Source organism: Synechococcus sp. A15-28 (assembly GCF_014280175.1).
In the GTDB taxonomy this organism is placed as follows: Bacteria; Cyanobacteriota; Cyanobacteriia; order PCC-6307; family Cyanobiaceae; genus Parasynechococcus.
In genome coordinates this window covers 518670-544429 of the sequence record NZ_CP047931.1, presented here as the reverse complement: position 1 = coordinate 544429, position 25760 = coordinate 518670, and the positions used below count along the sequence as shown (strand labels likewise).

Genomic DNA, 25760 nt, shown 5'->3' with positions numbered 1-25760 from the left:
GGGACACGACCTGGACAAACACCATCAGCTCAACCACATCACTCCGACGCAGCAAAAGCGGCGGCCACCTGTCCCGATGAGGGGACCGGCAGCGCCGCTATTGCGCTCAGAGATCGAGGGTCAGATCAGCTGACGACGACAAGTGCACCGGAAGGGAATGGACGCTTCGGGCTCCACGGATTCGGCGAACCGGATCCATGGCCAGGCCAATACAACATCTTACACATCAGCCTTTGTTTGTCTCCACTCCGGTTAGGGAAGCCCGAACAATCGACGGGCGTTGGCTGTGCTGCTGGTGGCCACAGTGTCGAGGTCGACACCGCGGAGATCAGCGACCCTGCTGGCCACCGACGCCACAAAGGCAGGTTCATTGCGTTTGCCCCGTCGGGGCACAGGCGCCAGAAACGGGCAATCGGTTTCCACCAAAAAACGATCCTCCGGCACCTGTCGCGCACAGTCATGGGTGGGAACAGCCTTCGGGAAGGTCACCGTGCCGCTGAAGCTGATGTAGAAACCCAGCTCCAGAAAGCCGTCCATCTCAGCGGGGGTTCCGCCCCAGCAGTGCATGACCCCTCGCGGGCAACGGCCGTCCGGAACGCGGGAGCGCAGCTCCTCGAGCATGGGCTCAGCGGCATCGCGGCAGTGGATGATCACCGGCAGATCCAGCTCCACCGCCAGATCCAGCTGAGGACGGAGAACCTGCAGTTGTTCCTCGAGGTTCTTGTCACGGAACAGATCGAGCCCCAGCTCGCCGATGGCAACAACCCGCTCATCCTCAAGGGCCGCCCGTCGCAACACGGCAACGGTGTCGTCGCGCCAGTGTTCCGTGTCCAAGGGATGAACCCCGACGGAATAACGCATTTCCGGGAAGCGATCAGCCAGTGCCCGGATCGCCGGAATTTCAGAGGGCTCGACGCACGCATGCAGCAACGCCTTGACTCCCGCTTCGCGCCAGCGCGATGCCACCTCGTCGAGGTCCTCGTCGAAGTTTCGAAAAACGATGTGACAGTGGCTGTCAATCAACGTTGGAGTGGACGACACAGAGGGGCGAAACGCGCTTTCGCCCCCATTCTGCCGGCTTCGCTGAATCAGCTGGAGGGTTCGAGAACCTTGCGGACCGTGGCGCTGAGACGGGATTTCTGATGGGCTCCGTTGTTGCGGTGCAGCACACCCACCTTCACCGCTTTATCGATCTTGCTGAAAGCAGCGTTCATCGACGCGGAAACAGAGGCTTTGGCTTCGTCTCCGGGGTTTTTGGAGTAGTCCGCGCAGGCGACAAAGCAGCGCTTCATCAGGGTGCGCAGGGCGGATTTGTAGGTGCGGTTCCGCAGGCGGTTGCGCTCTGCGATCTCGATCCGCTTTTTAGCTGCTGAGTTATTGGCCACTGAGGCTGGAACGTTGCGAACAATCCAACACCTTACTCCCCGGGAGCTGATGCTCTCAGGTTCTAGCTTGATCGCACTGCCTACCAGCCTTCGCCTTGTCCGAGAGCCGATCCCTGGCCTTTCCCCTGCGCTGCGTCCGGGATGTTCAACAGGCTGAGGCTGAGTTGCAACGGTTGACCCGTCGCACCAAGAGCGGCCAACAAAAAGAGGTGCAGGACCGGGTTAAGTCCATCCTCACGGCGGTTCGTGAGCGCGGTGATGCTGCCCTGTGCGAGTTCACCGAGCGCTTCGACGGATTCCGTCCCGATCCTGTTGCGGTGCCGCAGCAGCAGCTTGAACAAGCCTGGAAGGACCTGCCGGACAACCTGCGGGACGCCCTCGAACTGGCCCATCGCCGCATCAGCGAATTTCACCAGCGCCAGCGTCCTCAGGACATCCGTATGGAAGGGGCCCACGGCGAGCAGCTGGGACGCCGCTGGCGGCCGGTGCAGCGGGCGGGGCTCTACGTGCCCGGTGGACGCGCTGCCTACCCCAGCACCGTTCTCATGAACGCGGTCCCGGCCCGTGTGGCCGGCGTTGACCAGGTTGTGATCTGCTCCCCCGCCGGTGCCGATGGTCAGGTGAATCCCGTGGTGCTGGCAGCGGCGTATCTGGCCGGCGTGCACACGGTGATGCGCCTTGGTGGCGCCCAGGCCATCGCCGCCATGGCCTTCGGCACCGAAAGCGTGCCCAAGGTGGATGTGATCAGCGGCCCCGGGAACATCTACGTCACCCTGGCCAAGCAGGCGGTCTACGGCCAGGTGGGGATCGACTCCCTGGCCGGTCCCAGCGAAGTGCTGGTGATCGCAGACCACACCGCCAAACCAGAGCAGGTGGCGGCCGATCTGCTGGCCCAGGCGGAGCACGATCCCCTCGCCTCCTCCGTGCTGATCACCACCTCGCACCAGCTTGCTGACGTGATCGGCGCCACCATCTCCGAACAGCTGGAGACGCACCCCCGTCGCGACATCTGCGAGGCATCCCTGCGGGACTGGGGACTGGTGGTGGTCTGTGACGACCTCGAGACCTGCGCCCAGCTCAGTGACAGCTTTGCCCCCGAGCACCTGGAGCTGCTGGTGGAGCGTCCGGAAGCCCTGGCCGATCGGATCCAACATGCCGGGGCCATCTTCCTGGGCCCCTGGTCACCGGAGGCGGTCGGCGACTACCTGGCTGGCCCCAACCACACATTGCCCACCTGTGCCGCAGCCCGCTTCAGCGGTGCCCTCAGCGTGGAAACGTTCATGCGCCACTCCTCGATGATCCAGTTCAACCGCGCGGCCCTAGAGGCCACGGCCTCAGCGGTGTGTGAACTGGCTGAAAGCGAAGGACTTCACAGCCATGCCGAATCCGTTCGCAAGCGGCTCAGCTGAGCCGCTTCTCGAGGCTGCGGACGCCAGCCTTGCCATCGGTGATCTCTCCAACCAGCACCTCATCGACGAGATCAACAAACAGGCCGTTCTCGAGAACGCCGGGAATGTTGTTCACCGTTGATTCCAGAGCCGCGGGATCGGAGATGCCACCGTTCATCGTCACATCAAGGACGAGGTTGCCCTGATCGGTGACCACCGGGCCGGCTTTGCGCTGCGCCATGCGCAGCTCGGCTTGGCCTCCAAGGGCAGACAGCTGCTGGTGAACCTGACGCCAGGCCCCGGGCAGCACTTCCACGGGCAGCAGAAATCCAAGGTTCAGACGCTCCACCAATTTGGTGGAATCCACCACCACCACAAACCGCTCGGCGCGTGCCGCCACCAGCTTCTCCTGAACGTGGCAGGCGCCGCCGCCTTTGATCAGCTGAAAACCAGGGTCCACCTCATCGGCGCCATCAATGGCCAGATCGATGCGATCCACTGCATTGAGGCTGAGAAGAGGGATGTTCAGCTCGGTGGCGAGGACCTCACCCTGAAAGGAGGTGGTGACACCGACGATGTCTTTCAGCGCACCACTGGCCAGCTTCGCCCCGAGAGCCTTGATCATCAGGGCCGCCGTGGATCCGGACCCCAGTCCCAGGACCATGCCGTCCTTGATCTGCTCAACGGCGGCATCGGCCACCGCCTGCTTCATCTGGTTCTGGAGATCGGCCATCAAACCGGATTGGCTGGGCGCGACCGTAGCAAGGGTTTCAGGCCAGACCCGGTAAGGGGGCCGGCTTCACCGAGAGGCTGATCTCGCGGCCGTTGCGCAGCAGCTTCAGGGGGAGAGGAGTCCCAACCAGGGCCGCATCGACCACCTCCAGCAAGGCCTGGGGGTCCTCAACGGGGCGCTCATCCACGGCGATCACCAGGTCACCACGACGCAGGCCCGCCTTGTCGGAGGGTCCGTCCGGCAGAACGCTCTGCACCAGGGCGCCATTGCGCTCGGGAAGTTGCACCAGGGCATTGGGATCGCGGTTGTGCTCACGGGCGATGCGAGCGGTCAACCCCACCAGCTGCAGTCCGATGTAGGGGTGCACCACTTCACCGTCCTGAAGCAGCTGATCCGCGACCCTCCGGGCCAGGTTGATCGGGATCGCAAAGCCGAGACCGGCGCCGGGTCCAGACCGCACCAGGGTGTTGATGCCGATCACCTCGCCGTCGCCATTCACCAGAGGGCCTCCGGAATTGCCGGGATTGATGGCGGCGTCGGTCTGGATCAGATCCAGCCGTTTGTCGGAGAAGCCAAGGCTGTTGATATTGCGGTGCAGGCTGCTGACGATGCCAAGCGTCACCGTTCGTTCCAGGCCGTAGGGAGTCCCGAGGGCGATGGCCCAGTCGCCCACCTGCATCGCCTCGGAATCACCGAGGGGAGCCTGCGGTGGCAGGGCATTGGCATCGAGGCGAACCAGGGCGAGATCGGTGACGGGATCCGTGCCAACAACCCGCCCATCCAGCTGGTCACCATCCGCCAGCGTGACGCTCACGGTTTCCACCCGATCCACCACATGGGCATTGGTCAGCACCAGGCCTTCGGGATCGATCACCACGCCAGACCCCTGGCCTCGCTCCCGTTCCTGGCCGACCGGCGGATCGCCGAGCAGATCGCGCAGCAACGGGTCGATCAGGGTTGGATCAAACGGCTGGCGCTCCACCGTGCGCTCGGTATCGATCCGCACGACCGCCGGGGCAACCTTGCCAACGGCATCCGCCACAAAGCTGTGCTCCAACGCCGCTGCCGGTTGCAGCCCGATCAACAGCACCAGAACGCTGCTGAGAGCCTGTGCCATTCGTTTCAACATCAGCGGCGCGTCGTTCCTTGACCCGTTGTAGAGGAATCGAGCAACGGTCCGAATCGGACAACTTTTTCCGCTGTGATCCAACCAACAGTCAAAACGTTGATTCCGTCACTTAAACGACTGGAGGAGCAATTGTTTTATGCAGCTACGCGCCGCCTTAGCCCTTGCAGCCATAGCTCTGCTCTCAGCGTGCTCAGGCCAACCATCTGCGGAACGTGAAGCGACCAAGACAACTGAACAGTCACCTGCTGCTGGCACCTTGAATGCTGTGATCTTCGAGGAAGTCAAGCCCCTCTACAGCAAAACCGACTCCGGCTACGAGGGATTCGGCGTCGATGTCCTCGAACAGATCCGCATGCAATCCGGCCGTGGCCAGGTCAGCTATCAAGTGGCTTCCACGGTCAAGGACGGGATCGACGCAGTGATCACCGGTAAAGCGGACATCGCCTGTGGGGTCGCCTTCACCTGGGACCGTTCCACCCAATTGAGCTACAGCCTTCCCTTTGGTGTAAGTGGAACACGGTTGTTGACCTCCAGCGACACCACCGTCGATGGGACACCGGACTCGCTCAAGGAGCAAACCATTGGTGTCGTTAAGGACAGTGCCTCAGCCAAGGTTTTGGAGAGTGTGATTCCAGACGCCACGTTCAAGGCTTTCGACACCCCCGCCGAAGCACTGAGCGCTTACAACAGCGGCGAGGTTCCCATCCTTGGAGGAGGAACACTCTGGCTGGCTGCCAACAGCAGCCCCGAAACAACAGCCCTGTTGCCGTTCCGCCCCTACGGACGTTCAGGCGTCGGCTGCATCGTCAGCCAGAACAACGGCAAGCTTCTGTCCCAGGCCAATCTCGCCATCGGCCAGATGATGCAGGCCTACATGGATGGTGACGCTGGCACCAGAGAGATGGTGGATCGCTGGATCGGCCCTGGCAGCAGCGTTGGCCTGACCCGTTCGGGAATCAGTTCCCTGTATGGGCTCATCCTGAGCATCACTGCAGAAATCTCCACCGTGGTCACCCCGGGGAGCTGACCACGATTTTCAAACATGACGTCTCCAAACCGCCAACTGATTCGCCATGAACCGTTCCCTCATCGCCTTCCAGGCCCTCATCGCATCCAGTGCCGTTCTCTGCCAGAGCGCAGAGGCCGGTTCCACCTACGTGGCGCCTGATTCCCTTGCCAACAGCATCGAGGCCCGCATCGATTCCGTTCGTAACGGCGACTGGAGCTCCCTGCTGAAGACGATCGACAACGATGGTGAGCTAGTCGCCAAGAGCAAGTGGGGCAATGGCGGCGGCCACAAGTTCGGCAACAGCTACGGGAGTGGCAAATGGAAGAACGGCAAAGGCGGCAACAAGTGGAGCAACAGCCGTCCCACCTGGGGTAACGGCGGTTACCACGGTGGTTGGCGCAACGGCGGCGGTGCCTGGGGCAACGGCGGCGGAGGCTTCGTCAACTGGTGATCAGTTCATTGAAAACTGGGCCCGACCTCAACCGGTTCGGGCCCATCGGCCTTGTGGTGGTGCAGTCCATCGCGCTGTGCAATCTCGATTGCTCCTACTGCTACCTGCCCGATCGGCAGAAAAAACGGGTCTTCGATCTCGAGCTGTTGCCCTTACTGGTGCAGCGCATCCTCGAGAGCCCCTACGCCGGCCCCGAGTTTTCGCTGGTGTGGCACGCCGGCGAACCCCTCACCTTGCCCACAAGTTGGTACGACCAGGCCACGGTGATCCTGCAGCGCAGCCTTGCTGAGCATGGTGCCGAAGGGCTGGAGTTCACCCAGCACCTGCAGACCAACGCCACGCTGATCAACGACGCCTGGTGCGATTGCTTCCACCGCAACCGCATCGTGGTGGGCATCAGCGTGGATGGTCCGGAAGAGATTCACGACGCCCACCGCTGCTTCCGCAACGGGCGCGGTTCCCACTCTCTGGCGATGAAGGGGATTGAAGCTCTGCATCGCAACGATGTGCCCTTCCACTGCATCTCGGTGCTCACCGCCGATGCCATGGAGCAGCCGGAGCGGATGTACCGCTTCTTCCGCGATCACGGCATCAACGATGTCGGCTTCAACGTGGAAGAGCAGGAGGGCATTCACACCAGCTCCTCCATGCAGGGCTCAGCCATGGAGGCCAAGTACCGCGATTTTCTGAGGGCTTTCTGGCACCTCAGCGAACAGGACGGCTACCCCGTGGTTCTGCGCGAGTTCCAGCAGGTGATCAGCCTGATCCAGGGGAACCAACGCATGACCCAGAACGAACTGAACCGCCCCTTCTCCATCCTCAGCGTCGACTGGCAGGGGAACTTCTCCACTTTCGACCCTGAGCTCCTCTCGGTAGCCAGCGATCGCTACGGCACCTTCAACCTGGGAAACCTGAAGGACGTGTCTCTGGTGGAGTCCACCCAGACCGATCACTTCCAGCGCCTCTTCGCGGACATGAGCCGCGGTGTGGAGACCTGCCACAACGGCTGTAAATACTTCGGCCTCTGCGGTGGCGGCAACGGCAGCAACAAATTCTGGGAACACGGCAGCCTCGCCTCCAGCGAGACCAACGCTTGCCGCTTCGGCACCCAGATCCCTGTTCAGGTGCTGTTGGAACGCTTCGAAGCCGGACCTCCGCTCACCCCCCAACCAACCCACTGACTCGATCCATGTCTCGTTTGATCCCACTGCTCAGCGGCACTGCTCTGCTGCTGCTGGCCCCCGTCACCGCTGAGGCGGCCTGCACATTTCTTAAGCCCGTTGGCAGTGGCGAAGCCATCGTGAAAAAGAAGGTGGAACGCCCCAAGGGCCTGATCGGAATCACAATCGGGCGCACCAACTGGAACACCGATTTCGTGGTGGACCAGCCCTACAGCAGTTTCAAGCTGTTCTTCACGGCCGACTCCAGCGACTCCACCAGCTATCCGATCGAAGCCTTTATCAAATTCAGCGACGGCAGCAACCTCAAAGTTGCTGATGAACAGTTGCAGCCCCCACTCGGCACCGGCCGCATGTTCGGTCCTTTCTCACAGGTGCAGGGCAAAAGCATCAGCCAGGTGAACTTCAAGGTGGGGGCCAACAAAGACCCGAAAGCCACCGGTTTCAGCTACCGCATTTCCGTTCAAGGTTGCAACTGATCCATCAGCGCCACAGACGGGGCACTGACTAGTGTCTCGTCGTGTTCCGTCTTCCAACCGTGACCGCTACCCCGGAGATTCTTCGCTGCCCTCTGTGCCAGGTCTCGATTGAATCCAATGGCGGCGCGCTGGACGCCGTGCAGTTCAGCAATGGCCCCAAGGGCAGCCGCAGCAAGCTCTGGAGCCGGGTCTGCCAGTACCTCAAAACGCCTGATCAACAACGCCAGTGCATCAATCAGGACCCTGAGCTCAGGGGTGCTGAACAGAAGGGCGATGCCTTCCCCGATGCACCATCCATCGACTTGCCCAAGACCTGACGCGCGGCGGGCCGTCAGATACATTGAAGTCGTGTCCGACGCGCAGCTCCTGAGGGAGATCGGCCACAACTGAATGCACGTCGGGCAGGCCCGATCTCAGTTTCCATTGCCGCATCCCCTGCTTCCTGAACTCGAAACTCTGGCCACATCCGTGGCCGGAATGCAGGGATTTGAGCTCAGCGGAATCCAGCTGCTGACGCATATGGCCCCGATAACCCTCGAGGTTCATATCCGCCGCTCCAATGGTGCTGACGTCAGCCTTGATGACTGCGCTGGCTTCAGTGGAACGCTTGGAGACGCCCTCGAGAATGCCCAGCTGCTCTCCGAGGCCTATGTTCTGGAAATCAGCAGTCCTGGGATCGGGGAGACCCTGTCCAGTGATCGCGACTTCCAGACCTTCCGGGGTTTCCCTGTGGACGTGGTGCATCGCGACAAAGAGGGCACCGAACAGCGGCTGGAGGGGCTGTTGCTTGAGCGGGACGAAGACACGCTGCAGATCAACATCCGCGGCCGGATCAAACGTCTTCCCCGCGATCACGTCCTCAGCGTCCGCCTCACGACCCCTGGCTCCTAGCCAACTGAACAGCTCTCTCAACACCCCCTGACACTGCGACTCCATGGCTCTCGTTCTGCTTCCAGGCCTCAGCGACCTCATCGATGACATCAGCGAAGAGAAGAAGTTGCCTCCGCAGGTGGTGGAAGCGGCCCTGCGGGAAGCCCTGCTGAAGGGCTACGAGCGCTACCGACGCACCATGTATCTGGGGATCAGTGAAGACCCCTTCGACGAGGAATATTTCAGCAATTTTGATGTCGGTCTGGACCTGGAGGAAGAGGGCTACCGGGTTCTGGCCAGCAAGATCATCGTGGAGGAGGTGGAGAGCGAAGACCACCAGATCGCCCTGGCGGAGGTGATGCAGGTGGCGGACGACGCCCAGGCAGGCGACACGGTGGTGCTTGACGTGACGCCGGAGAAGGAGGACTTCGGCCGCATGGCAGCTGCCACCACAAAACAGGTTCTGGCTCAGAAGCTTCGGGATCAACAGCGCCGCATGATCCAGGAGGAGTTCGCCGATCTGGAGGACCCGGTGCTGACCGCTCGGGTGATCCGCTTCGAGCGCCAGTCCGTGATCATGGCCGTGAGTTCAGGCCTGGGGCGGCCTGAAGTGGAGGCCGAACTGCCCCGTCGAGACCAGCTTCCCAACGACAACTACCGCGCCAACGCCACCTTCAAGGTGTTCCTCAAAGAGGTGAGCGAGGTTCCACGCCGCGGCCCGCAACTGTTCGTCAGCCGCTCCAATGCCGGATTGGTGGTTTACCTCTTCGAGAACGAGGTCCCTGAAATCCAGGAAGGATCCGTCCGGATCGTGGCGGTGGCCCGGGAAGCGAACCCACCCTCGCGCTCCGTTGGCCCCCGCACCAAGGTGGCGGTGGACAGCATCGAGCGGGAAGTGGATCCCGTAGGCGCCTGCATCGGTGCCCGCGGCTCCCGCATTCAGCAGGTGGTGAATGAACTGCGCGGGGAAAAAATCGATGTGATCCGCTGGTCCCAGGATCCCGGCCAGTACATCGCCAACTCCCTCAGCCCAGCCCGGGTGGAGATGGTCCGGCTGGTGGACCCGGTCGGTCAGCATGCCCATGTGCTGGTTCCCCCCGACCAACTCAGCCTGGCCATCGGCCGCGAGGGCCAGAACGTGCGACTGGCGGCCCGGTTGACCGGCTGGAAGATCGACATCAAAAATTCAATGGAGTACGACCAGACGGCGGAAGACGCTGTGGTCGCGGAACTGATCTCCCAACGGGAGGAGGAAGAGGCCCTGCAGATGGAAGCCGAAGAACGGCTGGCCGCGGAACAGGCGGCTCGGGCTGAGGAAGATGCCCGCCTGCGGGAGCTCTACCCCCTACCTGAGGACGAGGAGGACTATTTCGAGGGGCAGGAGGACTATGTCGAGGGGCAGGAGGATTACGTCGAGGGCGACGAAGCCAGCAGCGAGATGGTCGAAGGCGAGCCGTCAGAGACCACCGCGCCTGAGGACGAGAGCGAGGTTGCCCGGTGAATCAACGCCCCATCCTGCGTCGCTGTGTGGCCTGCCGCCAGCTTCTGGATCGCAGCTCCCTCTGGAGGGTGATCCGAGACCATCAGGATGGGGTCCGCGTTGATGGGGGCATGGGCCGATCGGCCTATCTCTGTCGACGCGAGGCATGCCTCGAGGAGGCCCGGCGCCGCAAACGACTTCAGAAAGCCCTGCGCTGTCAGGTGCCCGACGACATCCTCGCTGCGTTGGAACAGCGGCTCCGTGACAGCACGGATGTGACCGCTGAGGCAAACTGAACATTGGCTCCACATTGCGTGTGGCCACCGCGGCACACCGTGCCCGGCCCGACCGGAGATCCGACCTGAATGACCAGCAGCGGCAAAGTCAGAATTTACGAGCTGTCCAAGGACCTGGGCCTCGAGAACAAAGACGTGCTGGATGCGGCCGAGAAGCTGTCGATCGCAGCCAAAAGCCACAGCAGCTCGATCAGTGACGCCGAGGCCGGACAGATCCGCAGCCTGCTGAAGTCCAACGGCAACGGCAGCAAGGCGTCTGCCCCCGCACCTGCCAAACCGGCACCTGGAAAGGCGATCCTGTCGGTGAAAAAGGCGGCGCCCGCCAAACCGGCACCGCCCCAGGCAAAACCCGCAGCACCGGCCAAGCCTGCAGCCGCAGCCAAGCCAGCAACTCCAGTGAAGCCTGTGGCCAAACCCCAGGTGGTGGCGGCACCGGCCCGACCCACACCCGTCAAGGCCTCTGCCCCTGCTGCACCGGCCAAACCGACACCGGCCAAACCAGCGGCTGGCAAACCGGCAGCTCCATCAGCCCCTGCCAAACCAGTTCCAAGACCCGCTGCCGCTCCAGCACCGCGTCCGCAGCCCGCCAAGCCGGAGGTCGTCAGCAAGCCCAAGCCGGCGACACCAGCAGCAGCGGCTCCGTCAAAACCATCGGCACCACCGGCGCGTCCCACGGTCTCCAAACCCGCACCCGCCAAACCAGCCGCAGCCAAACCGGCCGCAGCCAAACCGGCTCCGGCCCGTCCGGCCCCTGCTCGCCCCACAGCCGACAAGCCCACACCGCGGCCTGCAGCAGCTCCGAGCCGCCCAACGTCAGGTGCTGGGCAGAAGCCGCAGATCGTCTCCCGACCGGGATCACCACCCCGTCCGGGTGCGCCCTCCCGCCCCGCCGCTCCCGCACGCCCTGGGGCTCCAGCCAAAGCTGGGGCGCCAACGCGGCCGACACCCCGCCCTGAACTGGTGGGCAAGCCGGTTCCACGCCGTCCAGCCCCGGGGGCGCCCTCCCGTGGTGGTGCTGGGTCACCTCAACGCCCCGGGACCGGCGTCCCTCAGCGTCCCGGCAGTCCCGGCCGGCCGACACGTCCCGGGGCCCCCGCCCGCAGCGGCGGAAACACGCTGGAACTGGTGGGCAAGCCCATCCGCAGGGACGGCAGTTCCGCGGGAGGCGGCGGTCGTCCCGCTCCACCGACACGACCCGGTGCAGGCGGCCCGCAACGCCCCGGCATGCCCAGCGGCATGCGCAAACCGGTGGCACCGGGCGAGTTGATGCAACTGCAGAAGCCTGTGGGACGCCCCACGGCTCCTGCCCCACGCCGGCCCGATGCCCCGACCAAGCCGGGCGAAGGTGCCGGGACAGCCACACCTCCGGTGGCACGGCCTGCGGCTCCAACGGCACCACGTCGGCCTGGGTTCCGTCCAGGTGCGCCTGGCGGCCAACGCCGCCCTGGACGTCCCGACTGGGACGACAGCGCCAAGCTGGAAGCCCTGCGGCGGCGTTCCCCCCAGAAGCAGCGCCAAAAGGTGCACATCATCGGGGAAAACGACGATTCCCTGGCCGCTCAGACCGGTGGTTTCGCCGGCGAACAGGAGAACATGGTGCTGTCGGCGAGCCTGGCTCGACCGGCCAAACCGAAGTCGCAGCAGCGCAAGGCACCCAAGCCAGTTGCCGCCATGCGCAAGCGCAAGAAGGAAACCACCCGTCAGCGCCAACGGCGCCGGGCGATGGAACTGCGGGCCGCACGCGAGGCCAAGCAGGTGCGGCCAGAAATGATCGTCGTTCCGGAGGACAACCTCACGGTGCAGGAGCTGGCCGACATGCTCAGCGTCGAGAGCTCCGAGATCATCAAATCACTGTTCTTCAAGGGGATCATCGCCACGGTCACCCAGACCCTGGACATGCCCACCATCGAGACGGTGGCGGAGGAGTTCGGCGTCCCTGTGCTTCAGGACGACGTGGAGGAGGCGGCCAAGAAGACCGTCGAGATGATCGAGGAGACAGACAAGGAACACCTGATCCGTCGTCCGCCCGTGGTCACCGTCATGGGTCACGTCGACCATGGCAAGACCAGCCTTCTCGACGCCATCCGCAAGGCGCGGGTGGCCGCCGGCGAAGCCGGGGGCATCACCCAGCACATCGGTGCTTACCAGGTCGAGATCGACCACAACAACGAAGCCCGAAAGCTCACCTTCCTCGACACCCCTGGCCACGAAGCGTTCACCGCCATGCGGGCCCGCGGCACGAAGGTGACCGACGTGGCCGTACTGGTGGTCGCCGCCGATGACGGCGTGCGTCCCCAGACCCTCGAGGCGATCAGCCACGCCCGTGCCGCTGAAGTGCCGATTGTGGTGGCGATCAACAAGATCGATAAGGAAGGAGCTTCACCCGACCGGGTGAAGCAGGAGCTGTCCGAACAGAACCTTCTGGCCGAAGACTGGGGCGGTGAGGTGGTGATGGTGCCTGTGAGCGCCATCAAAGGAGAGAACATCGACAAGCTGCTGGAGATGCTGCTGCTCGTGACCGAGGTGGAAGACCTTCAGGCCAACCCCGATCGCATGGCCCGCGGAACCGTGATCGAAGCGCACCTGGACAAGGCCAAGGGTCCTGTGGCCACGCTGCTGGTGCAGAACGGCACCCTTAAGACCGGCGACGTTGTCGCTGCCGGCCCCGTGCTGGGCAAGGTGCGCGCCATGGTAGATGACAACCGCCAACGCCTCAAGGAAGCAGGCCCTTCCTATGCCGTTGAAGCCCTGGGCTTCAGCGAGGTTCCCACCGCCGGTGATGAGTTCGAGGTTTACCCGGATGAGAAGTCCGCCAGGGCCGTGGTGGGCGATCGTGCCTCTGACGCCAGGGCGACCCGCCTGGCACAGCAGATGGCCTCGCGCCGGGTGTCGCTCACGGCGATGTCCGGTCAGGCCAATGAAGGCGAGCTCAAGGAGCTCAACCTCATCCTCAAGGCCGATGTGCAGGGTTCCGTTGAAGCGATTCTCGGCTCCCTGGAGCAATTGCCCAAGGACGAGGTCCAAGTGCGGGTGCTGCTCTCGGCACCGGGTGAGATCACCGAAACGGACGTGGATCTGGCCGCAGCCTCCGGCGCCGTCATCGTGGGCTTCAACACCTCGATGGCCTCCGGTGCCAAGAAGGCAGCGGACGCCACCGGCGTCGATGTGCGCGACTACGACGTGATCTACAAGCTGCTGGAGGACATTCAGCTGGCGATGGAAGGTCTGCTGGAGCCGGAATTGGTGGAGGAGCCGCTCGGCGAAGCCGAAGTGCGGGCCGTGTTCACCATCGGCAAGAGCGCTGTGGCCGGCTGTTACGTCACCACCGGCAAACTGCACCGCAACTGCAAGGTGCGGGTCCACCGCGGCAAGCAGGTGGTGTTCAGTGGCGACCTCGACTCCCTGCGTCGCAACAAGGACGACGTCAAGGAAGTGGCCACCGGCTTCGAATGTGGTGTCGGCACCGATCGCTTCGCGAACTGGGAAGACGGCGACCGGATTGAAGCATTCAAGATGGTCACCCAACGCCGCAAACTCACCACCTGAGGCTCCGTTCCGCCGTGCAGTCCCGTCGCGAACCCCTGCTTTGGCTTCAATGCCTGGCCATCGGCGTGATTCCCCTGGAACTGCTGCTGATCCGCCTCCTCCTGGCAGGGGCGGATCCGGGCCCAGTGCCGATCGTTGAGCGCCTGTTGATCTGGGGAGTCGGCGTTGTGGCTCCGGCTGTTGCGCTTTGGAAACGACCTGCCGACTGGGGATCACTGCTGCTGATCCGTCGCCCTGTGGGGTCCCGCAGCAATGATCAGCTCAGGCTCAGCGCCTCAGAGGGCAAGTGGGGGAGCCGCTCAGCCTTGGTGGGTGGTGCAGCGCTGTTGTTGCCGCTGCTGTGGTGGCTGGATGCGTCAGCGGGACTGATCCACGAATTTTCGCCCCTCCAGGACAGCTCGCGACTGGTGACTTTGCTGTTAACGGCGCCACTGATGGCGTTGCTGATCTGGCAAATCCAGCAACTGGTGCAGGCTCTGCTGTTGCTGGTGGGGGGACCTGGAACCAACGCAGACACGGAGCCGTGGAGCGTTGAACAATTGCAGCAGGAGCGCACCAGCTTGGGGCTGCAGATCCTTCAGTTGAATGCCCTGACCTGGCCTGACCCTCCGGCACCAACCCCTTCACCAACTCCAGAAACCACCCCGGAACCGGAACCAACACCCGAACCAATCCAGGAACCGGAACCCACCCCATCACCAACTCCGGAACCTTCAACGGAACCGGAACCCAGCACTGAAGAGATCGTTGAAGCTGACTCAGCCGTCGACTCCATCCTGATCGACATCGACACTGCGGTTGCGGTCGAACCAGAGGAGGCTGGCGAAGAGGACGAGAGCACCCCCCTGGATCCCGAAATCGGAGATGTCGACGCTGTCGCCGGCAGAAGCACGGAAGAGCATGGTGAAGAGCCCAAGACCAGCGGAGGCGAACAAAGCGAACCAGAGCAAACGCCGGAGCTCCCGCCAGGGAGTGCGTGACTCACGGATCAGACGTTCCCTCAATGCCGGGTCCAGTCCTTTCCCTGAGGTTGAGTTGTCGTCCAAAACGGAGGCCAGGCACAGTCTCAAATGTTAAATTGAATTTGCCGCCGATGTAGCTCAGCCGGTAGAGCAACGCTTTCGTAAAGCGTGGGTCGCCTGTTCAAGTCAGGTCATCGGCTTTTAAGTATCCAGGGCATCAATCAGCCCTGAATTCGTTCGACCTCAGAGTCATTTCCAGGAAAAACGGTTTCTATATTCGCCCGCAATCAGCCGCCTTAACTTGATTCCTTTACCCATCAGCTGCAGGAAGGATCAAAAGCAGAGAGCCTTCAACTTTGGCTCGGCACACAACTGTTTTCCGGTTTGGATGTCTCCTTTCAGCAGTTCATGCCAGGGCACAATCCAATGTCGGCTGTCCACCTCCTCCAGGACATCCGCCGCCTCTGAATTGGGTAACACAATCACATGGCGATCCTTGAGCAACAGCGTGCGGCGCAACCATGGGGTGAAGATCAGCTCTTCCACCAACTGCTGATAGGACCCATCCGCGATCGCCCGTTGAAACCCCCTTTGAATCGCATACGCCAGTGCATGATTGTCAGGACTGACGTAAAAGAACCCTGCGTAGGGATAGGCCAGCAGCAGATTCGGATCCAGGGTGGTGCCGGATGTAAACGACGCCATCAACTGTTCCTCCCGCTCCAACTCCGCAATGCCTCTGGGGAACAACTGCACCCGTTGGTGATCCACCAGGCGAAATAGGTTCTCCGATCGGGCAGTGAACGTTCGCAGGCCCGCCGAATCAAAGATGTTCACATCACTCCAGCCCACCCCTTGGAGCAGAACGATGTCGCGGAGGTCCTGCTTGTTGCGGATCGTGGCCAGCCGCTTGATCTGACTCCGATGGGTCCAACCGCTGCGGAGTCCGAGGATGCCACCAGTGACGGGAATGGGCACGGCCCGCAGACGCCGGTTCAGATCCACGCCAGCGCCATAGATACCGACGCTCAGGGCAAAGGGATTGCGGCCTAAGCGCGTGAAGGTTCGCAGGCCCGCCGAATCAAAGACGAATCCTTGTTCCAAAGCAGCAATGGCTTCATCTTGCGAGACGTCCACTTCACTGAGTCCAAGGACGAAGGGACGACCGCTGCGCTTGAGCACCAGCTCCAGCAGGCGGTACTTGAAATCGTTGTGGTCTTCGCCAGGGGAACGATCCAGCACCACCGCGAGGGTACCCGCGGGAAGAGACCGCACTTCAGTGGCGGTGAGGATGTATTGATCGTCAATATCGAGCCGACGTTCACTCAAACGCGGCTGAATCAACAAGGCGCCGACCAGAGCGATCACAACGGTGAGCCCGGACGTCAACAACGTCCAGTAGCCGGAGGGGTGACGCGCTGAATGTTTGGTCATGGAATGATCCACCAGATTCCCAGCAACGTCATCGCCACGTAACTGGGCAGAAGCAGCACCCGCAGCCCCTCAGCAAACCGTGTATTGATCAGACTGAGCTGATTGTCGATCAGTTCGTCTGCAGCAACGACATAAAGAATGCCCAGGAAAATGATCAGTTGCAGATTGCCAATGAAACCGGTCATGGCCGTCACAGGGAGATTGCCGGCAATGAACACATAGTTGCCACCGGCGGACACCACCGCCGCAAGGATCAGATCGTCCCGACTGCGAGTGATCAGCAGACTCATGCAACAGAGTCCGACCGCCAGCAGGTAACCCAGGAAATCAGGGGCAACGAACAGCAAGCTGCGCCTTTGGATCGGCAGATCAAACGAAACGGTGGGTTGTCGGCGCACCGCAATGCCATCGGAGACAGGACGGCCCAGATCATTCATCAGGCTGATGCTGGAGGCGTAACCGCTTGGGTCCTTCAGGGTCCAGCCCGGCAGCAACAGGCTAGGGGTCACGCTGCAGGGGGCCTGCGGCACCACATCCAGGTTCACCGGCTGCAAGGGGTCATCAAGACCGATCTGAACGTGCAGGAGCTGGTCGTCGAAGGGATAGCGCTGCAGGCGCCAGCGCTTCACCACGGGTGAACGCACCTTGTACAAGCTCCAGCTGTGAGCCTCCGCCTGATCCCGGCGGATCCGCTCGAAGCGCTGGATATCACCGTTGTAGATGCCGTTGAGGACGCGCAACTGATCACTGGGGTTCTGATCCGGATCCCCATGCCAGAGGGTCCAGAGCAACAGTTCGATGGAGAACTGGTCTTCCCTCAGGTCGATCTCGCTGATGTTGGTGATGTAGGCCCCCACCTGCAGCAGCTGCTCCTCAGCAAGGGATGGCTGTGCATTCGGTGCGCCCCAATCAATCTCTTCGGAAGCCTCCGAAGGTGCTGCCATCGGCGGCTGCACCGATGGCCGTTGCAACCCCAGAGCCAGCGTCAAAGCGAACGCTGCAGCAACGAGGGCGATCCACCAACGAAGGCGATGCGGCACAACGGGCACGAGCTGCAGCGAATCGGCTCTCAACCCACCATGACAACTCCTTTCCTGGATCACAACGGATGCTGCGATCAGGGAACATGGACTTCAGCTGTCGTGCTGAGGCTGCCTTGGTCACCATCCCTTCAGCGTGGATTCGCTCGGGTGCCGCCCTCACGGGATTGCTGCTGGTGCTTTTTGTGCTGGTGCATCTGATCGGCCTGCTGCCAGCGGTGCTGGCGCCTGAGCAATTCGAGGTCTATGCCACAGCGCTGCACAGCAGCCCATGGCTGCCGCTGGTGGAGTTCGGCCTGCTGCTGCTGGCCGTGATTCACATCAGCCTCACCCTCAGCAAGGCCATGGCCAACCGCAGAGCCGGCAACACCGCAACGCTGCGCAGTCGTCGCCAATCCCCCCTGGCGTCCCTGGCCAGCCGCAGCGCGACAGCAGCCGGTCTGGTGACCCTTGGATTTCTGATCCTGCACCTGCAGCAATTGCGCTGGCCCCGCCCTGCAGCTGGAGAGGAAGCCGCCACATTGATCCAGGTGCTGCAACAACCCTGGAACGCAGCCCTCTACGCAGGTGCAGCTTTGGCCCTGGCCCTCCATCTGCTCCACGGCGCGGAGGCCGCCCACCGCAGCCTGGGCTGGTTGACACCGCACAACAGCGGCGCCCTGCGCACGGGGGGGGGCCTTATGGCCGCCCTGGTCGGCGGCGGCTTCCTGACCGTCACCCTGGTGCTGGCGCTGGGAGGTGTCGCATGAGCGGCCTGCCCGACCCAAGGATTCCTGCCGGTCCGATCAGCGATGCCTGGCAGCGCACCAAGGAGGGACTCCCCCTGATCAGCCCCCTGCGCAAGGGCCAGATCGACGTGCTTGTGGTGGGCACCGGCCTGGCAGGGGCCTCCGCCGCAGCGACCCTGGCGCAGCAGGGCTACCGGGTGACGGTGCTGAGCTTTCACGACAGCCCCCGCCGAGCCCATTCGGTGGCGGCCCAGGGCGGGATCAATGCGGCACGATCCGTCGCCGTGGACGGCGACAGCATCAGTCGCCTGTTCACCGACACCCTGAAAGGGGGAGATTTCCGCGCTCGGGAGAGCGGCTGCCAGCGGCTGGCGGAGATCAGCAGCTCCATCATCGACCAGTGCGTCGCCCAGGGGGTGCCGTTCGCGCGGGAGTACGGCGGCAGCCTGGCCACCCGCAGCTTCGGCGGCGCCCTGGTGAGCCGCACCTTCTACGCCCGCGGCCAGACCGGTCAGCAGTTGCTGTACGGCGCCTATCAGGCGTTGATGCGCCAGGTGGAGCTTGGCCGGGTGCGACTGCTCACCCGCCGTGATGTGCTCGAGCTGATCACCGTCGATGGCGTGGCACGGGGCGTGGTGGCCCGCCACCTGCTCAGCGGTGAGCTGGAGGTGCACACGGCACGCACGGTGCTGCTCTGCAGCGGGGGTTACAGCAATGTCTACTTCCTCTCGACGAACGCGCTGAAATCCAACGCCAGCGCCATCTGGCGAGCCCACCGCAAGGGCGCCCTGTTCGCCAACCCCTGCTTCACCCAGATTCACCCCACCTGCATTCCCAGTGGTGATGCCTTCCAGAGCAAGCTGACGCTGATGAGCGAAAGCCTGCGCAACGACGGCCGGATCTGGCTGCCGGTGAACGCGGGGGACCCCCGCTCCGCCGAGGAGATCCCGGAGCAGGAACGCGACTATTTCCTGGAGCGGCTTTATCCCAGTTACGGCAACATGGCCCCTCGGGACGTGGCCTCACGCCGGGCGCGGGAACTGTGCAATGCGGGTCGGGGCGTAGGCCCCGGAGGTCGATCGGTCTATCTGGATCTGACGGATGCGATCAAGGCTGAGGGCCGCGACGCCATCGCTGCCCGCTACGGCAACTTGATGACGATGTACGAGCGGATCAGCGGTGATGATCCTTACCGCAAACCGATGCGGATCTACCCCGCCCCCCACTACACGATGGGTGGCCTGTGGGTGGATTATCAGTTGATGAGCTCCATCCCCGGCTTGTTCGTGCTGGGGGAGGCGAACTACTCCGAACACGGCGCCAACCGCCTGGGGGCGAGCGCCCTGATGCAAGGCCTCGCCGATGGCTACTTCATTGCGCCGTCCACGGTCACGGCCTGGCTGGCGGGCCACCCTGCCCCGGAGGTGAGGCCGGATCACCCCGCCTGCCGCGATGCCCTGGAGAGCACCCGCCTCCGCATCGAGGCCATGTTGGCCATTGACGGGACAACCCCTGTGGACAGCTTCCACCGGGAACTGGGTGCGGTGATGATCGACCGCTGCGGCATCAGCCGCAAAGCCGATGGCCTGCGGGAGGGCATCGCCCAGGTGAACGCGTTGGAACAGCGCTTCCAGGCTGAGGTGCGGGTGCCCGGAGAGAGCCAGGGACCCAACGCCGAACTGGAGAAGGCGCTGCGGGTGGGTGATTTCTTCGGGTTGGCGCAGCTGATGCTGCGGGATGCCTTGGCGCGGGAGGAGTCCTGCGGGGCCCACTTCCGCGAGGAGCACCAGAGCCCGGAGGGAGAAGCCCGCCGTGATGACGCCAACTTCGCCCACATCGCCGCCTGGGAACACCAGGATGGTGCCGAGCCGATCCGCCACAGCGAAGCGCTGCAGTTCACCTCGCTGCAACCCAGCACCAGGAGTTACAAATGAAACTCACCCTGCGCATCTGGCGTCAGCCCGCTGCAAACCAACCCGGCCGCTACGAACGCCACGGTCTGGCGGATGTGTCGCCGGATGTGTCACTGCTGGAGGCCCTCGATCAGCTGAACGAGCAATTGATCAGTGAGGGGGAGCGGCCGGTGAGTTTTGAGCACGATTGCCGGGAAGGCATCTGCGGTAGCTGCGGCTTTCTGGTGAACGGCCAGGCCCACGGCCCCAAAGCCGCCACGTCGGTGTGTCAGCTCTATCTGCGGGAATTCGAGGACGGCGCCGAATTGACCCTGGAGCCCTGGCGCGCCAAGGCCTTTCCGGCCATCCAGGATCTGATGGTGGACCGCTCAGCCTTGGACCGGCTGATCGCCGCGGGGGGCTATTGCTCCACCGGCACGGGTCAAGCGCCGGATGGGAATGCCATGCCGGTGGGCCGCGACCAGGCCACCAGTGCCCTCAGCACGGCCACCTGCATCGGCTGCGGTGCCTGCGTGGCCAGCTGCAGGAATGCCTCTGCCAGTTTGTTTGTCGCCGCCAAATTGGCGCACCTCGGTCAACTGCCCCAGGGCCAGCCGGAGCGCGCCTCAAGGGCCCGGGCCATGCAGGATCAGATGCGGGCTGAAGGCTTCGGCAGCTGCAGCAGCAACCTCGAATGCGAAGCGGTCTGCCCACAGGAGATCTCTGCGGACTGGATCAGCTGGATGCACCGGGAGCGACGAGGCTGAGCATCAAGATCAATGTGCTCACAACCCGGCACAACCACGAACGGCAGCATCGAGATCGGCCAGGGCTTGCTCACCACGCCCCTGGCCCAGCTGTTGCAGGATCACATCAGCCTGGAGGGCCAGCAGCAGGGTCTGACAGGGGTAGGCCTCCAGGTCCGCCGCCCGGCGCTGAAGCTGTTCAGCCCGATCCAGAGCGCGCTCGCAGGCGGATGAAGATCCGGCCTGCAAGCACAGTCGAGCATCACCTTGAACAGCGGCCAACCCAGCCGCCTGGGCACCTTCAGTAGTGCTGAGGGTCAGGACAAGGGCCATGACTGTGACGGGTCGTGCCATCACGAAACCTGGAGACGGTTTGCTGTGATGATGACTCAACTTTGTTCCCGAGCTCAGCCGTGTACACCGACTGGACCGCGATTGCTCTGCTGCTGTTCACCGCTGTGCCATTGCTGGTGGTTGTTGGCACCGCCACCCTTTTCGTCCTGCGCAACAAGGAAAAGGCTCCACTGGGCTGAGCTGGGGCGTTGATCAGGACTGCTGACGGATCAAGCCATTCAGCTGGGCCACGGTCAGATCCGAAGTGGACAACTGATTCATGGGTGCTGCTTGGATTGCGGCGCTGAGCTGGCCTTGCCCAAGGCAGGTCAGGCAGGTGCGGTAATGCTGGCCGGAGACGCGTTGGATGCCGCTGCCTCCACAGATGGTGCAGGTGCTCATGACCGGTGCGCTGAATCGATGAAATCAGTGTGCTACCAATCGGCCCAATCGATCCCGAAGCCTTCCTTAAGAATGACTAACATGGATCCCTTTCTGAGTCAAGTGCTCCAGCAGCTCCTGGGCTGACAGGCGGGTTCCCGACGGGACAGACCCGAGATCGGAGGCCAGCAGACCGATCACAGCCGCGGCGTCCAGCCCCTGCTCTCGCAGGCTGTTCAACCCCGCACTGGCTTCACGTTTCGACAGCTTTCGTCCTGCGGCATCACAACGCAAGGGGCCGTGGTGAAAGCGTGGTGGCGGCTGTTGCAGGGCCCTGTACAGGCTGCGCTGGGCGGGCAGAGCCTCTCGAAGGTCTTCCCCGCGCACCACATCGCTGATGCCGAGGACCAGTTCATCGATCACGGTGGCCAGCTGATAGGCAATGAACCCATCGGCCCGGCGCACCACCACATCCCCGCTGCGGTCCGGATCGTCGCTGGGCACCCGCAACCGCCAGCTGGGCAGCCGGCGATCGCGCCAACCCCAGCCGCCGCTGCCCTCGCGACAGGTGCCGGGGTAGCGGGCCAATCCGGCCAGCTCCCGCCGTGAGCAACGGCAGGGGAACAGAAGAGCGCTGCGGCGTAACCAGGAGAGCCAGGAGGAGTACAGCCCGCGGCGGGAGCTCTGGAGCATCGGCTCCCCGTCCCAGTCGAGACCGAGCCAGCGCAGGTCGGCCTGGATCGCTTCAACGGCACCGGGCCGGTTGCGGGGGGTGTCTAGGTCATCGATGCGCAACAGCCAGAGTCCGCCGGCCTGGCGCGCCTGCAGCCAGGACAACAGGGCTGTCTGCAGATTGCCGAGATGCAGCACACCGGTAGGGGAGGGGGCGTAGCGACCGCGGTATCGGCCTTCGGCCCGCCAGCGCTGGCCCTGCTCCAGACCCATCAGCAGGTGATCGGGAACAGGCATCAAAATAGGCGGCCCCCTGGACCGCCTATTCGATCAGACAATCGTGTTGGATCAGCCCTGAACGCGGTCCTTGAACATCTTGCCGGCGGTGAAGGCGGGCACGCGCTTGGCGGGGATGGCGATCTTTTCGCCGGTCTTGGGGTTCAGACCCTGACGGGCGGAACGCTCGCGGGGCTCGAAGGAGCCGAAACCGAGGATCGACACCTTTTTGCCTTCGACAACGGAATCGATGATGGTTTCGATCGCGGCGTCGACAACCATCGAGACGTCGGTCTTGGTGAGCTCGGTGCGAGCAGCCACCAGATTAACCAGGTCAGCTTTGTTCATTGGAGAGGGAGAGTCGGGAGGCGGAGACGGCGCTGAAACGGCGTTCGGTCCCGCCGCTGCCTTCCCCAAGCGCGCCAATCGTATGGAGGCTGACCGGGGCCTGCAAGCGACAAGTCCCGTGCCGCAATGCTTTAGCTGGGTTACTAAGCCTCACACCAGCCGCTGAAGGGCACCAACCGCTCCCCTCTCAGTGCCCCGAGGCCTGCCCCAGATGCCAGTTGGGGACTGACTTCTGAAGGAAGCCAGTCGCGCAGCCGCCGCAGACTTTCGAGTTGGTGTGGCCAGTGAAATGTGCGGCCATGGCGCAACGGTCCCAGGCGACCTGGGCTTAACGGCGTCAGCAAACGACCGCAGAACAACAGATCGGCGACGGGGGCGTACACCACACAACTGCCGGGAGTTGGACCGGTGGTCCAGAGCAAGCGAAGGCCACTGCTGGTGACGTGCTCCTCAGCGAACGTGTCGAGGGGCTCCACATTGGGCAGCAGATAAGCCTCCTGCTCCTGCACCAGCACCGGCCAGCCGAAACGTTCCTGGACGCGCCGCAGGCGACCATGCCCCTCCCGGCTGGTGAGCAGGATGCGCGGAGTGCGGTCCCCCGCCAGGTCACGCAGGGCCGTCAGGGTTGCTTCGGTGAGTGGGGGGCAATCGATCAGCACCGGCTCCGGCTCCGCCGCCAGCCACCAGGCACTGCCCCCCTGGCAGTCGCGGTTGGGGGGGAACAGCCAGAGATCGTTCCGCAGCTGCTGAGGAGGCCGACCGGGCTCCAAGGCCGTGGTCATCGTCATGACGTTCAGCTTTGGACCAAACCACTAGTTTGAACGTGCCATGCCTCAAGGCCTTGAGCGGCATCCATCCGGGCACGCCCTGGCCCCTCGGCAGCAGCATCACTCCGCGGGGCGTGAATTTCTCGGTGGCGGCACCGGCGGCGGACCGGATCGAGCTGCTGATCTTCGAGACGGCGACGGCGCCGACACCTCAGCGGGTGATTGAACTGGATGCCCGCCGCCACCGCTCCGGCGATTACTGGCATGTGGAGCTGGAGGGGGTTGGCGAGGGCTGCTGCTACGGCTACCGGGTGTTCGGGCCTCTGGCGTCGGGGGGGCACGGCTTCCAGCCCGCCAAGGTGCTGCTGGATCCGGCAGCCCGTGCCATCAGCGGCTGGGACGTCTACGACCGGGTGCTGGCCACCGGCCCAACCCCGAACGCCCACGCCTGCCTGAAGGCGGTGGTGACCGAACGGGATCGCTTCGATTTCCAGAACCATCCCCGGCCCCGCCACAGCTGGCAGCGCTCGGTGATCTACGAAATGCACGTGGGCGGCTTCACCCGCCGCGAAGATTCCGGCGTCGCCGCGGATCAGCGGGGCACCTACCTGGGGCTGATCGACAAACTGCCCTACCTCAAGGACCTCGGCATCACGGCGATCGAACTGCTGCCGGTGTTCTGCTTCGACCCTGCCGATGCGCCACTAGGCCGCGACAACGTTTGGGGCTACAGCCCTTTGAGCTGGTTTACGCCCCACCATGGTTACGGCTGTGGAGACGATCCACTGCAGCTGCGCCATCAGGTGCGCCAGCTGGTGGCGGCCTGCCATGACGCCGAGATCGAGGTGTTGCTGGATGTGGTGTACAACCACACCACTGAGGGCACCCGGCTGGGGCCGACCCTGAGTTGGCGTGGCTTCGCCGATCGCACTTACTACCACCAGAGCAGCAGTGGCGACTATCTGGATGTGAGTGGCTGCGGCAACTCCATCGCCGCCAGCCAACCGCTGAGCACCCAGCTGATCCTGGAATCGATGCGCTGCTGGGCGCTGGAGCTGGGGGTGGATGGCTTCCGCTTTGATCTCGGCATCGCCCTCAGCCGCGGCAACCAGCTCAAGCCACTGGATGATCCGCCACTGTTTCAAGCGATCGAAGCCGATCCGGAACTCAGCGATCTCAAGCTGGTGAGCGAGCCCTGGGATTGCGGCGGCCTCTACCGGCTGGAAGACTTTCCGGCCCAGCGGATCGGCACCTGGAACGGCCACTTCCGCGATGGATTGCGCCGCTTCTGGAAGGGCGACGAGCACAGCACCTGGAGCCTGGCCCAACGGTTCAAGGGCAGTCCGGATCTGTACAACGACAAGCCGGTGGACCTGGGCCGCTCGGTGAACCTGATCACCGCACACGACGGTTTCACCCTGGCGGACCTGGTGGCCTACAACCGCAAACACAACCTGGCCAACGGCGAAGACAACCGCGACGGTGAAAACCACAACAACAGCTGGAACCATGGCGTGGAGGGTCCGACGACCGATCCACAGATGCTGGCCCTGCGCAGGCGTCAGCAGCGCAATCTGCTGAGCACCCTGCTGCTGGCTCGCGGCGTGCCAATGCTGCTGATGGGCGATGAGGTGGGCCGCAGCCAGGGGGGCAACAACAACAGCTGGTGCCAGGACAGCCCCCTCAGCTGGATGGTGTGGAACGACGACCACTGCGATCTGGACCTGAAGTGCTTCCTGCAGCGCTTGCTGAAATTGCGTCAGGCCCTGCCGCAACTGTTCAACCCCCTGGTGCCACCGGTGGAGCCCAACCGCAAGCAACTGCAGCCCCCCAGCGGCCTGTGGCGGCAATGGCACGGCGTGGAGCTGAGCAAACCCGACTGGGCGGCCTGGAGCCGCACCACGGCCACCAGCCTGCACATGGGCAGCCGCGGCGCCCTGTTGTGGATGGGCTTCAACGCCTACAACGAACCGCTCAATTTCGAACTGCCGGTGCCGGCCTCCCCCTGGATGCAGGTGATCGACACCTCCCTGCCCGCCGGAGAGGACCTGCCGGCACAAGCGGTGCCGGTCGACGGTGTGGACATCCCGCTGGCGAGCCGCAGCCTGGTGCTGCTGCTCGCCCGGGACGTTGCATCAGATCTGACGTTTTAAGGAAGCGGGTGACGGGAATCGAACCCGTGTCATCAGCTTGGAAGGCTGAGGTCTTACCATTACACAACACCCGCACTGGTACAT

The 25760-nt window shown here is 63.5% G+C and carries 26 protein-coding genes, 2 tRNA genes and 1 pseudogene; 16 read left to right on the top strand and 13 right to left on the bottom strand.

Going from position 1 to position 25760, the window contains the following annotated elements:
• Positions 1-252: 252 nt before the first annotated feature.
• Entirely contained in the window at positions 253-1041 is a 789-nt protein-coding gene (locus tag SynA1528_RS02885; RefSeq protein ID WP_186587606.1) for a TatD family hydrolase, read from the bottom strand.
• Between the two features lie 47 nt (positions 1042-1088).
• Entirely contained in the window at positions 1089-1385 is a 297-nt protein-coding gene (gene rpsT / locus SynA1528_RS02880; protein ID WP_186587605.1) for a 30S ribosomal protein S20, read from the bottom strand.
• 95 nt (positions 1386-1480) lie between these two features.
• On the opposite strand from rpsT, the gene hisD reads away from it, so the two are divergent.
• Positions 1481-2794, top strand: a complete 1314-nt coding sequence (gene hisD, locus SynA1528_RS02875; protein WP_186587604.1) for a histidinol dehydrogenase — start codon at positions 1481-1483, stop codon at positions 2792-2794.
• Here hisD and rpiA read toward each other — a convergent pair.
• Both rpiA and SynA1528_RS02865 read right to left on the bottom strand, forming a co-directional pair.
• Positions 2787-3506, bottom strand: coding sequence for a ribose-5-phosphate isomerase RpiA (gene rpiA, locus SynA1528_RS02870; RefSeq protein ID WP_186587603.1), 720 nt, complete (start codon positions 3504-3506; stop codon positions 2787-2789). The two genes, hisD and rpiA, sit on opposite strands and share 8 nt — an antisense overlap.
• Positions 3507-3543: 37 nt before the next feature.
• A complete protein-coding gene (locus tag SynA1528_RS02865) occupies positions 3544-4623 on the bottom strand; it encodes a trypsin-like peptidase domain-containing protein (protein WP_502707719.1) in 1080 nt (359 codons plus the stop codon).
• 268 nt (positions 4624-4891) lie between these two features.
• On the opposite strand from SynA1528_RS02865, the gene grrP reads away from it, so the two are divergent.
• The 10 genes and pseudogenes from grrP to SynA1528_RS02815 all read left to right on the top strand — a co-directional run.
• A complete protein-coding gene (grrP, locus tag SynA1528_RS02860; RefSeq protein WP_286187877.1) occupies positions 4892-5662 on the top strand; it encodes an extracellular substrate binding-like orphan protein GrrP in 771 nt (256 codons plus the stop codon).
• A 46-nt stretch (positions 5663-5708) separates the two neighbouring features.
• The gene (gene grrA, locus SynA1528_RS02855) at positions 5709-6095 is read left to right on the top strand and encodes a GrrA/OscA1 family cyclophane-containing rSAM-modified RiPP (protein ID WP_186587600.1); all 387 of its coding nucleotides are present in this window, start codon (positions 5709-5711) and stop codon (positions 6093-6095) included.
• 8 nt (positions 6096-6103) lie between these two features.
• Entirely contained in the window at positions 6104-7276 is a 1173-nt protein-coding gene (grrM, locus tag SynA1528_RS02850; RefSeq protein WP_286187876.1) for a cyclophane-forming radical SAM/SPASM peptide maturase GrrM/OscB, read from the top strand.
• An 8-nt stretch (positions 7277-7284) separates the two neighbouring features.
• Complete coding sequence (locus tag SynA1528_RS02845) at positions 7285-7752, top strand: hypothetical protein (RefSeq protein ID WP_186587599.1); 468 nt, start codon at positions 7285-7287, stop codon at positions 7750-7752.
• A 41-nt stretch (positions 7753-7793) separates the two neighbouring features.
• Complete coding sequence (gene nblD / locus SynA1528_RS02840; protein ID WP_286187875.1) at positions 7794-8069, top strand: NblD family protein; 276 nt, start codon at positions 7794-7796, stop codon at positions 8067-8069.
• 73 nt (positions 8070-8142) lie between these two features.
• A complete protein-coding gene (rimP, locus tag SynA1528_RS02835) occupies positions 8143-8643 on the top strand; it encodes a ribosome maturation factor RimP (RefSeq protein ID WP_186587598.1) in 501 nt (166 codons plus the stop codon).
• Positions 8644-8686: 43 nt separating this feature from the next.
• A complete protein-coding gene (nusA, locus tag SynA1528_RS02830; RefSeq protein ID WP_186587597.1) occupies positions 8687-10123 on the top strand; it encodes a transcription termination factor NusA in 1437 nt (478 codons plus the stop codon).
• Entirely contained in the window at positions 10120-10398 is a 279-nt protein-coding gene (locus tag SynA1528_RS02825; RefSeq protein ID WP_186587596.1) for a YlxR family protein, read from the top strand. Before nusA ends, SynA1528_RS02825 begins: the two co-directional genes overlap by 4 nt.
• Before the next feature lie 69 nt (positions 10399-10467).
• Positions 10468-13944 carry a translation initiation factor IF-2 gene (gene infB, locus SynA1528_RS02820; protein ID WP_186587595.1) on the top strand — a complete coding sequence of 1159 codons (3477 nt, stop codon included), beginning with the start codon at positions 10468-10470 and terminating at the stop codon, positions 13942-13944.
• Between the two features lie 14 nt (positions 13945-13958).
• Positions 13959-14519 (top strand): annotated as a pseudogene (locus SynA1528_RS02815) (low-complexity tail membrane protein); the annotation flags it as partial.
• A 183-nt stretch (positions 14520-14702) separates the two neighbouring features.
• Here the strand turns inward: SynA1528_RS02815 and SynA1528_RS02810 are convergent.
• Positions 14703-14894 (bottom strand): photosystem II assembly family protein, encoded by a 192-nt coding sequence (locus tag SynA1528_RS02810; RefSeq protein WP_502707737.1) that lies wholly within the window; start codon positions 14892-14894, stop codon positions 14703-14705.
• Positions 14895-15033: 139 nt separating this feature from the next.
• Here SynA1528_RS02810 and SynA1528_RS02805 point away from each other — a divergent pair.
• Positions 15034-15106: transfer RNA gene (locus SynA1528_RS02805), tRNA-Thr, on the top strand.
• A gap of 133 nt (positions 15107-15239) precedes the next feature.
• Here the strand turns inward: SynA1528_RS02805 and SynA1528_RS02800 are convergent.
• Positions 15240-16340, bottom strand: coding sequence for a hypothetical protein (locus SynA1528_RS02800; protein ID WP_286187873.1), 1101 nt, complete (start codon positions 16338-16340; stop codon positions 15240-15242).
• A complete protein-coding gene (locus tag SynA1528_RS02795) occupies positions 16337-17389 on the bottom strand; it encodes a hypothetical protein (RefSeq protein ID WP_286187872.1) in 1053 nt (350 codons plus the stop codon). The genes SynA1528_RS02800 and SynA1528_RS02795 overlap by 4 nt, the downstream gene beginning before the upstream one ends.
• A gap of 59 nt (positions 17390-17448) precedes the next feature.
• Between SynA1528_RS02795 and SynA1528_RS02790 the strand changes: the two genes are divergently transcribed.
• Genes SynA1528_RS02790 through SynA1528_RS02780 form a run of 3 tightly spaced genes read left to right on the top strand, consistent with a single transcriptional unit; the run spans position 17449 to position 20767 of the window.
• Entirely contained in the window at positions 17449-18129 is a 681-nt protein-coding gene (locus tag SynA1528_RS02790; RefSeq protein ID WP_286187871.1) for a succinate dehydrogenase cytochrome b subunit, read from the top strand.
• Entirely contained in the window at positions 18126-20042 is a 1917-nt protein-coding gene (locus tag SynA1528_RS02785; protein ID WP_186587594.1) for a fumarate reductase/succinate dehydrogenase flavoprotein subunit, read from the top strand. The genes SynA1528_RS02790 and SynA1528_RS02785 overlap by 4 nt, the downstream gene beginning before the upstream one ends.
• Positions 20039-20767 (top strand): succinate dehydrogenase/fumarate reductase iron-sulfur subunit, encoded by a 729-nt coding sequence (locus SynA1528_RS02780; RefSeq protein ID WP_186587593.1) that lies wholly within the window; start codon positions 20039-20041, stop codon positions 20765-20767. The genes SynA1528_RS02785 and SynA1528_RS02780 overlap by 4 nt, the downstream gene beginning before the upstream one ends.
• A gap of 18 nt (positions 20768-20785) precedes the next feature.
• Here SynA1528_RS02780 and SynA1528_RS02775 read toward each other — a convergent pair whose 3' ends face one another.
• The 5 genes from SynA1528_RS02775 to SynA1528_RS02755 form a co-directional block, all read right to left on the bottom strand.
• The gene (locus SynA1528_RS02775; RefSeq protein WP_286187870.1) at positions 20786-21079 is read right to left on the bottom strand and encodes a hypothetical protein; all 294 of its coding nucleotides are present in this window, start codon (positions 21077-21079) and stop codon (positions 20786-20788) included.
• Positions 21080-21292: 213 nt separating this feature from the next.
• Positions 21293-21481, bottom strand: coding sequence for a hypothetical protein (locus SynA1528_RS02770; protein WP_186587591.1), 189 nt, complete (start codon positions 21479-21481; stop codon positions 21293-21295).
• Between the two features lie 66 nt (positions 21482-21547).
• Positions 21548-22429, bottom strand: a complete 882-nt coding sequence (gene gluQRS, locus SynA1528_RS02765) for a tRNA glutamyl-Q(34) synthetase GluQRS (RefSeq protein ID WP_186587590.1) — start codon at positions 22427-22429, stop codon at positions 21548-21550.
• 51 nt (positions 22430-22480) lie between these two features.
• Complete coding sequence (locus SynA1528_RS02760) at positions 22481-22756, bottom strand: HU family DNA-binding protein (RefSeq protein ID WP_011127454.1); 276 nt, start codon at positions 22754-22756, stop codon at positions 22481-22483.
• A 143-nt stretch (positions 22757-22899) separates the two neighbouring features.
• Positions 22900-23544 carry an MBL fold metallo-hydrolase gene (locus SynA1528_RS02755; RefSeq protein ID WP_186587589.1) on the bottom strand — a complete coding sequence of 215 codons (645 nt, stop codon included), beginning with the start codon at positions 23542-23544 and terminating at the stop codon, positions 22900-22902.
• A gap of 53 nt (positions 23545-23597) precedes the next feature.
• Here SynA1528_RS02755 and SynA1528_RS02750 point away from each other — a divergent pair, with 53 nt between their 5' ends.
• On the top strand, positions 23598-25676 hold the full coding sequence (locus SynA1528_RS02750) for a glycogen debranching protein (RefSeq protein ID WP_186588242.1): 2079 nt from the start codon (positions 23598-23600) through the stop codon (positions 25674-25676).
• Positions 25677-25679: 3 nt separating this feature from the next.
• On the opposite strand, the gene SynA1528_RS02745 is transcribed toward SynA1528_RS02750, so the two are convergent.
• Positions 25680-25750 (bottom strand) — tRNA-Gly (locus SynA1528_RS02745).
• Positions 25751-25760 lie beyond the last annotated feature (10 nt).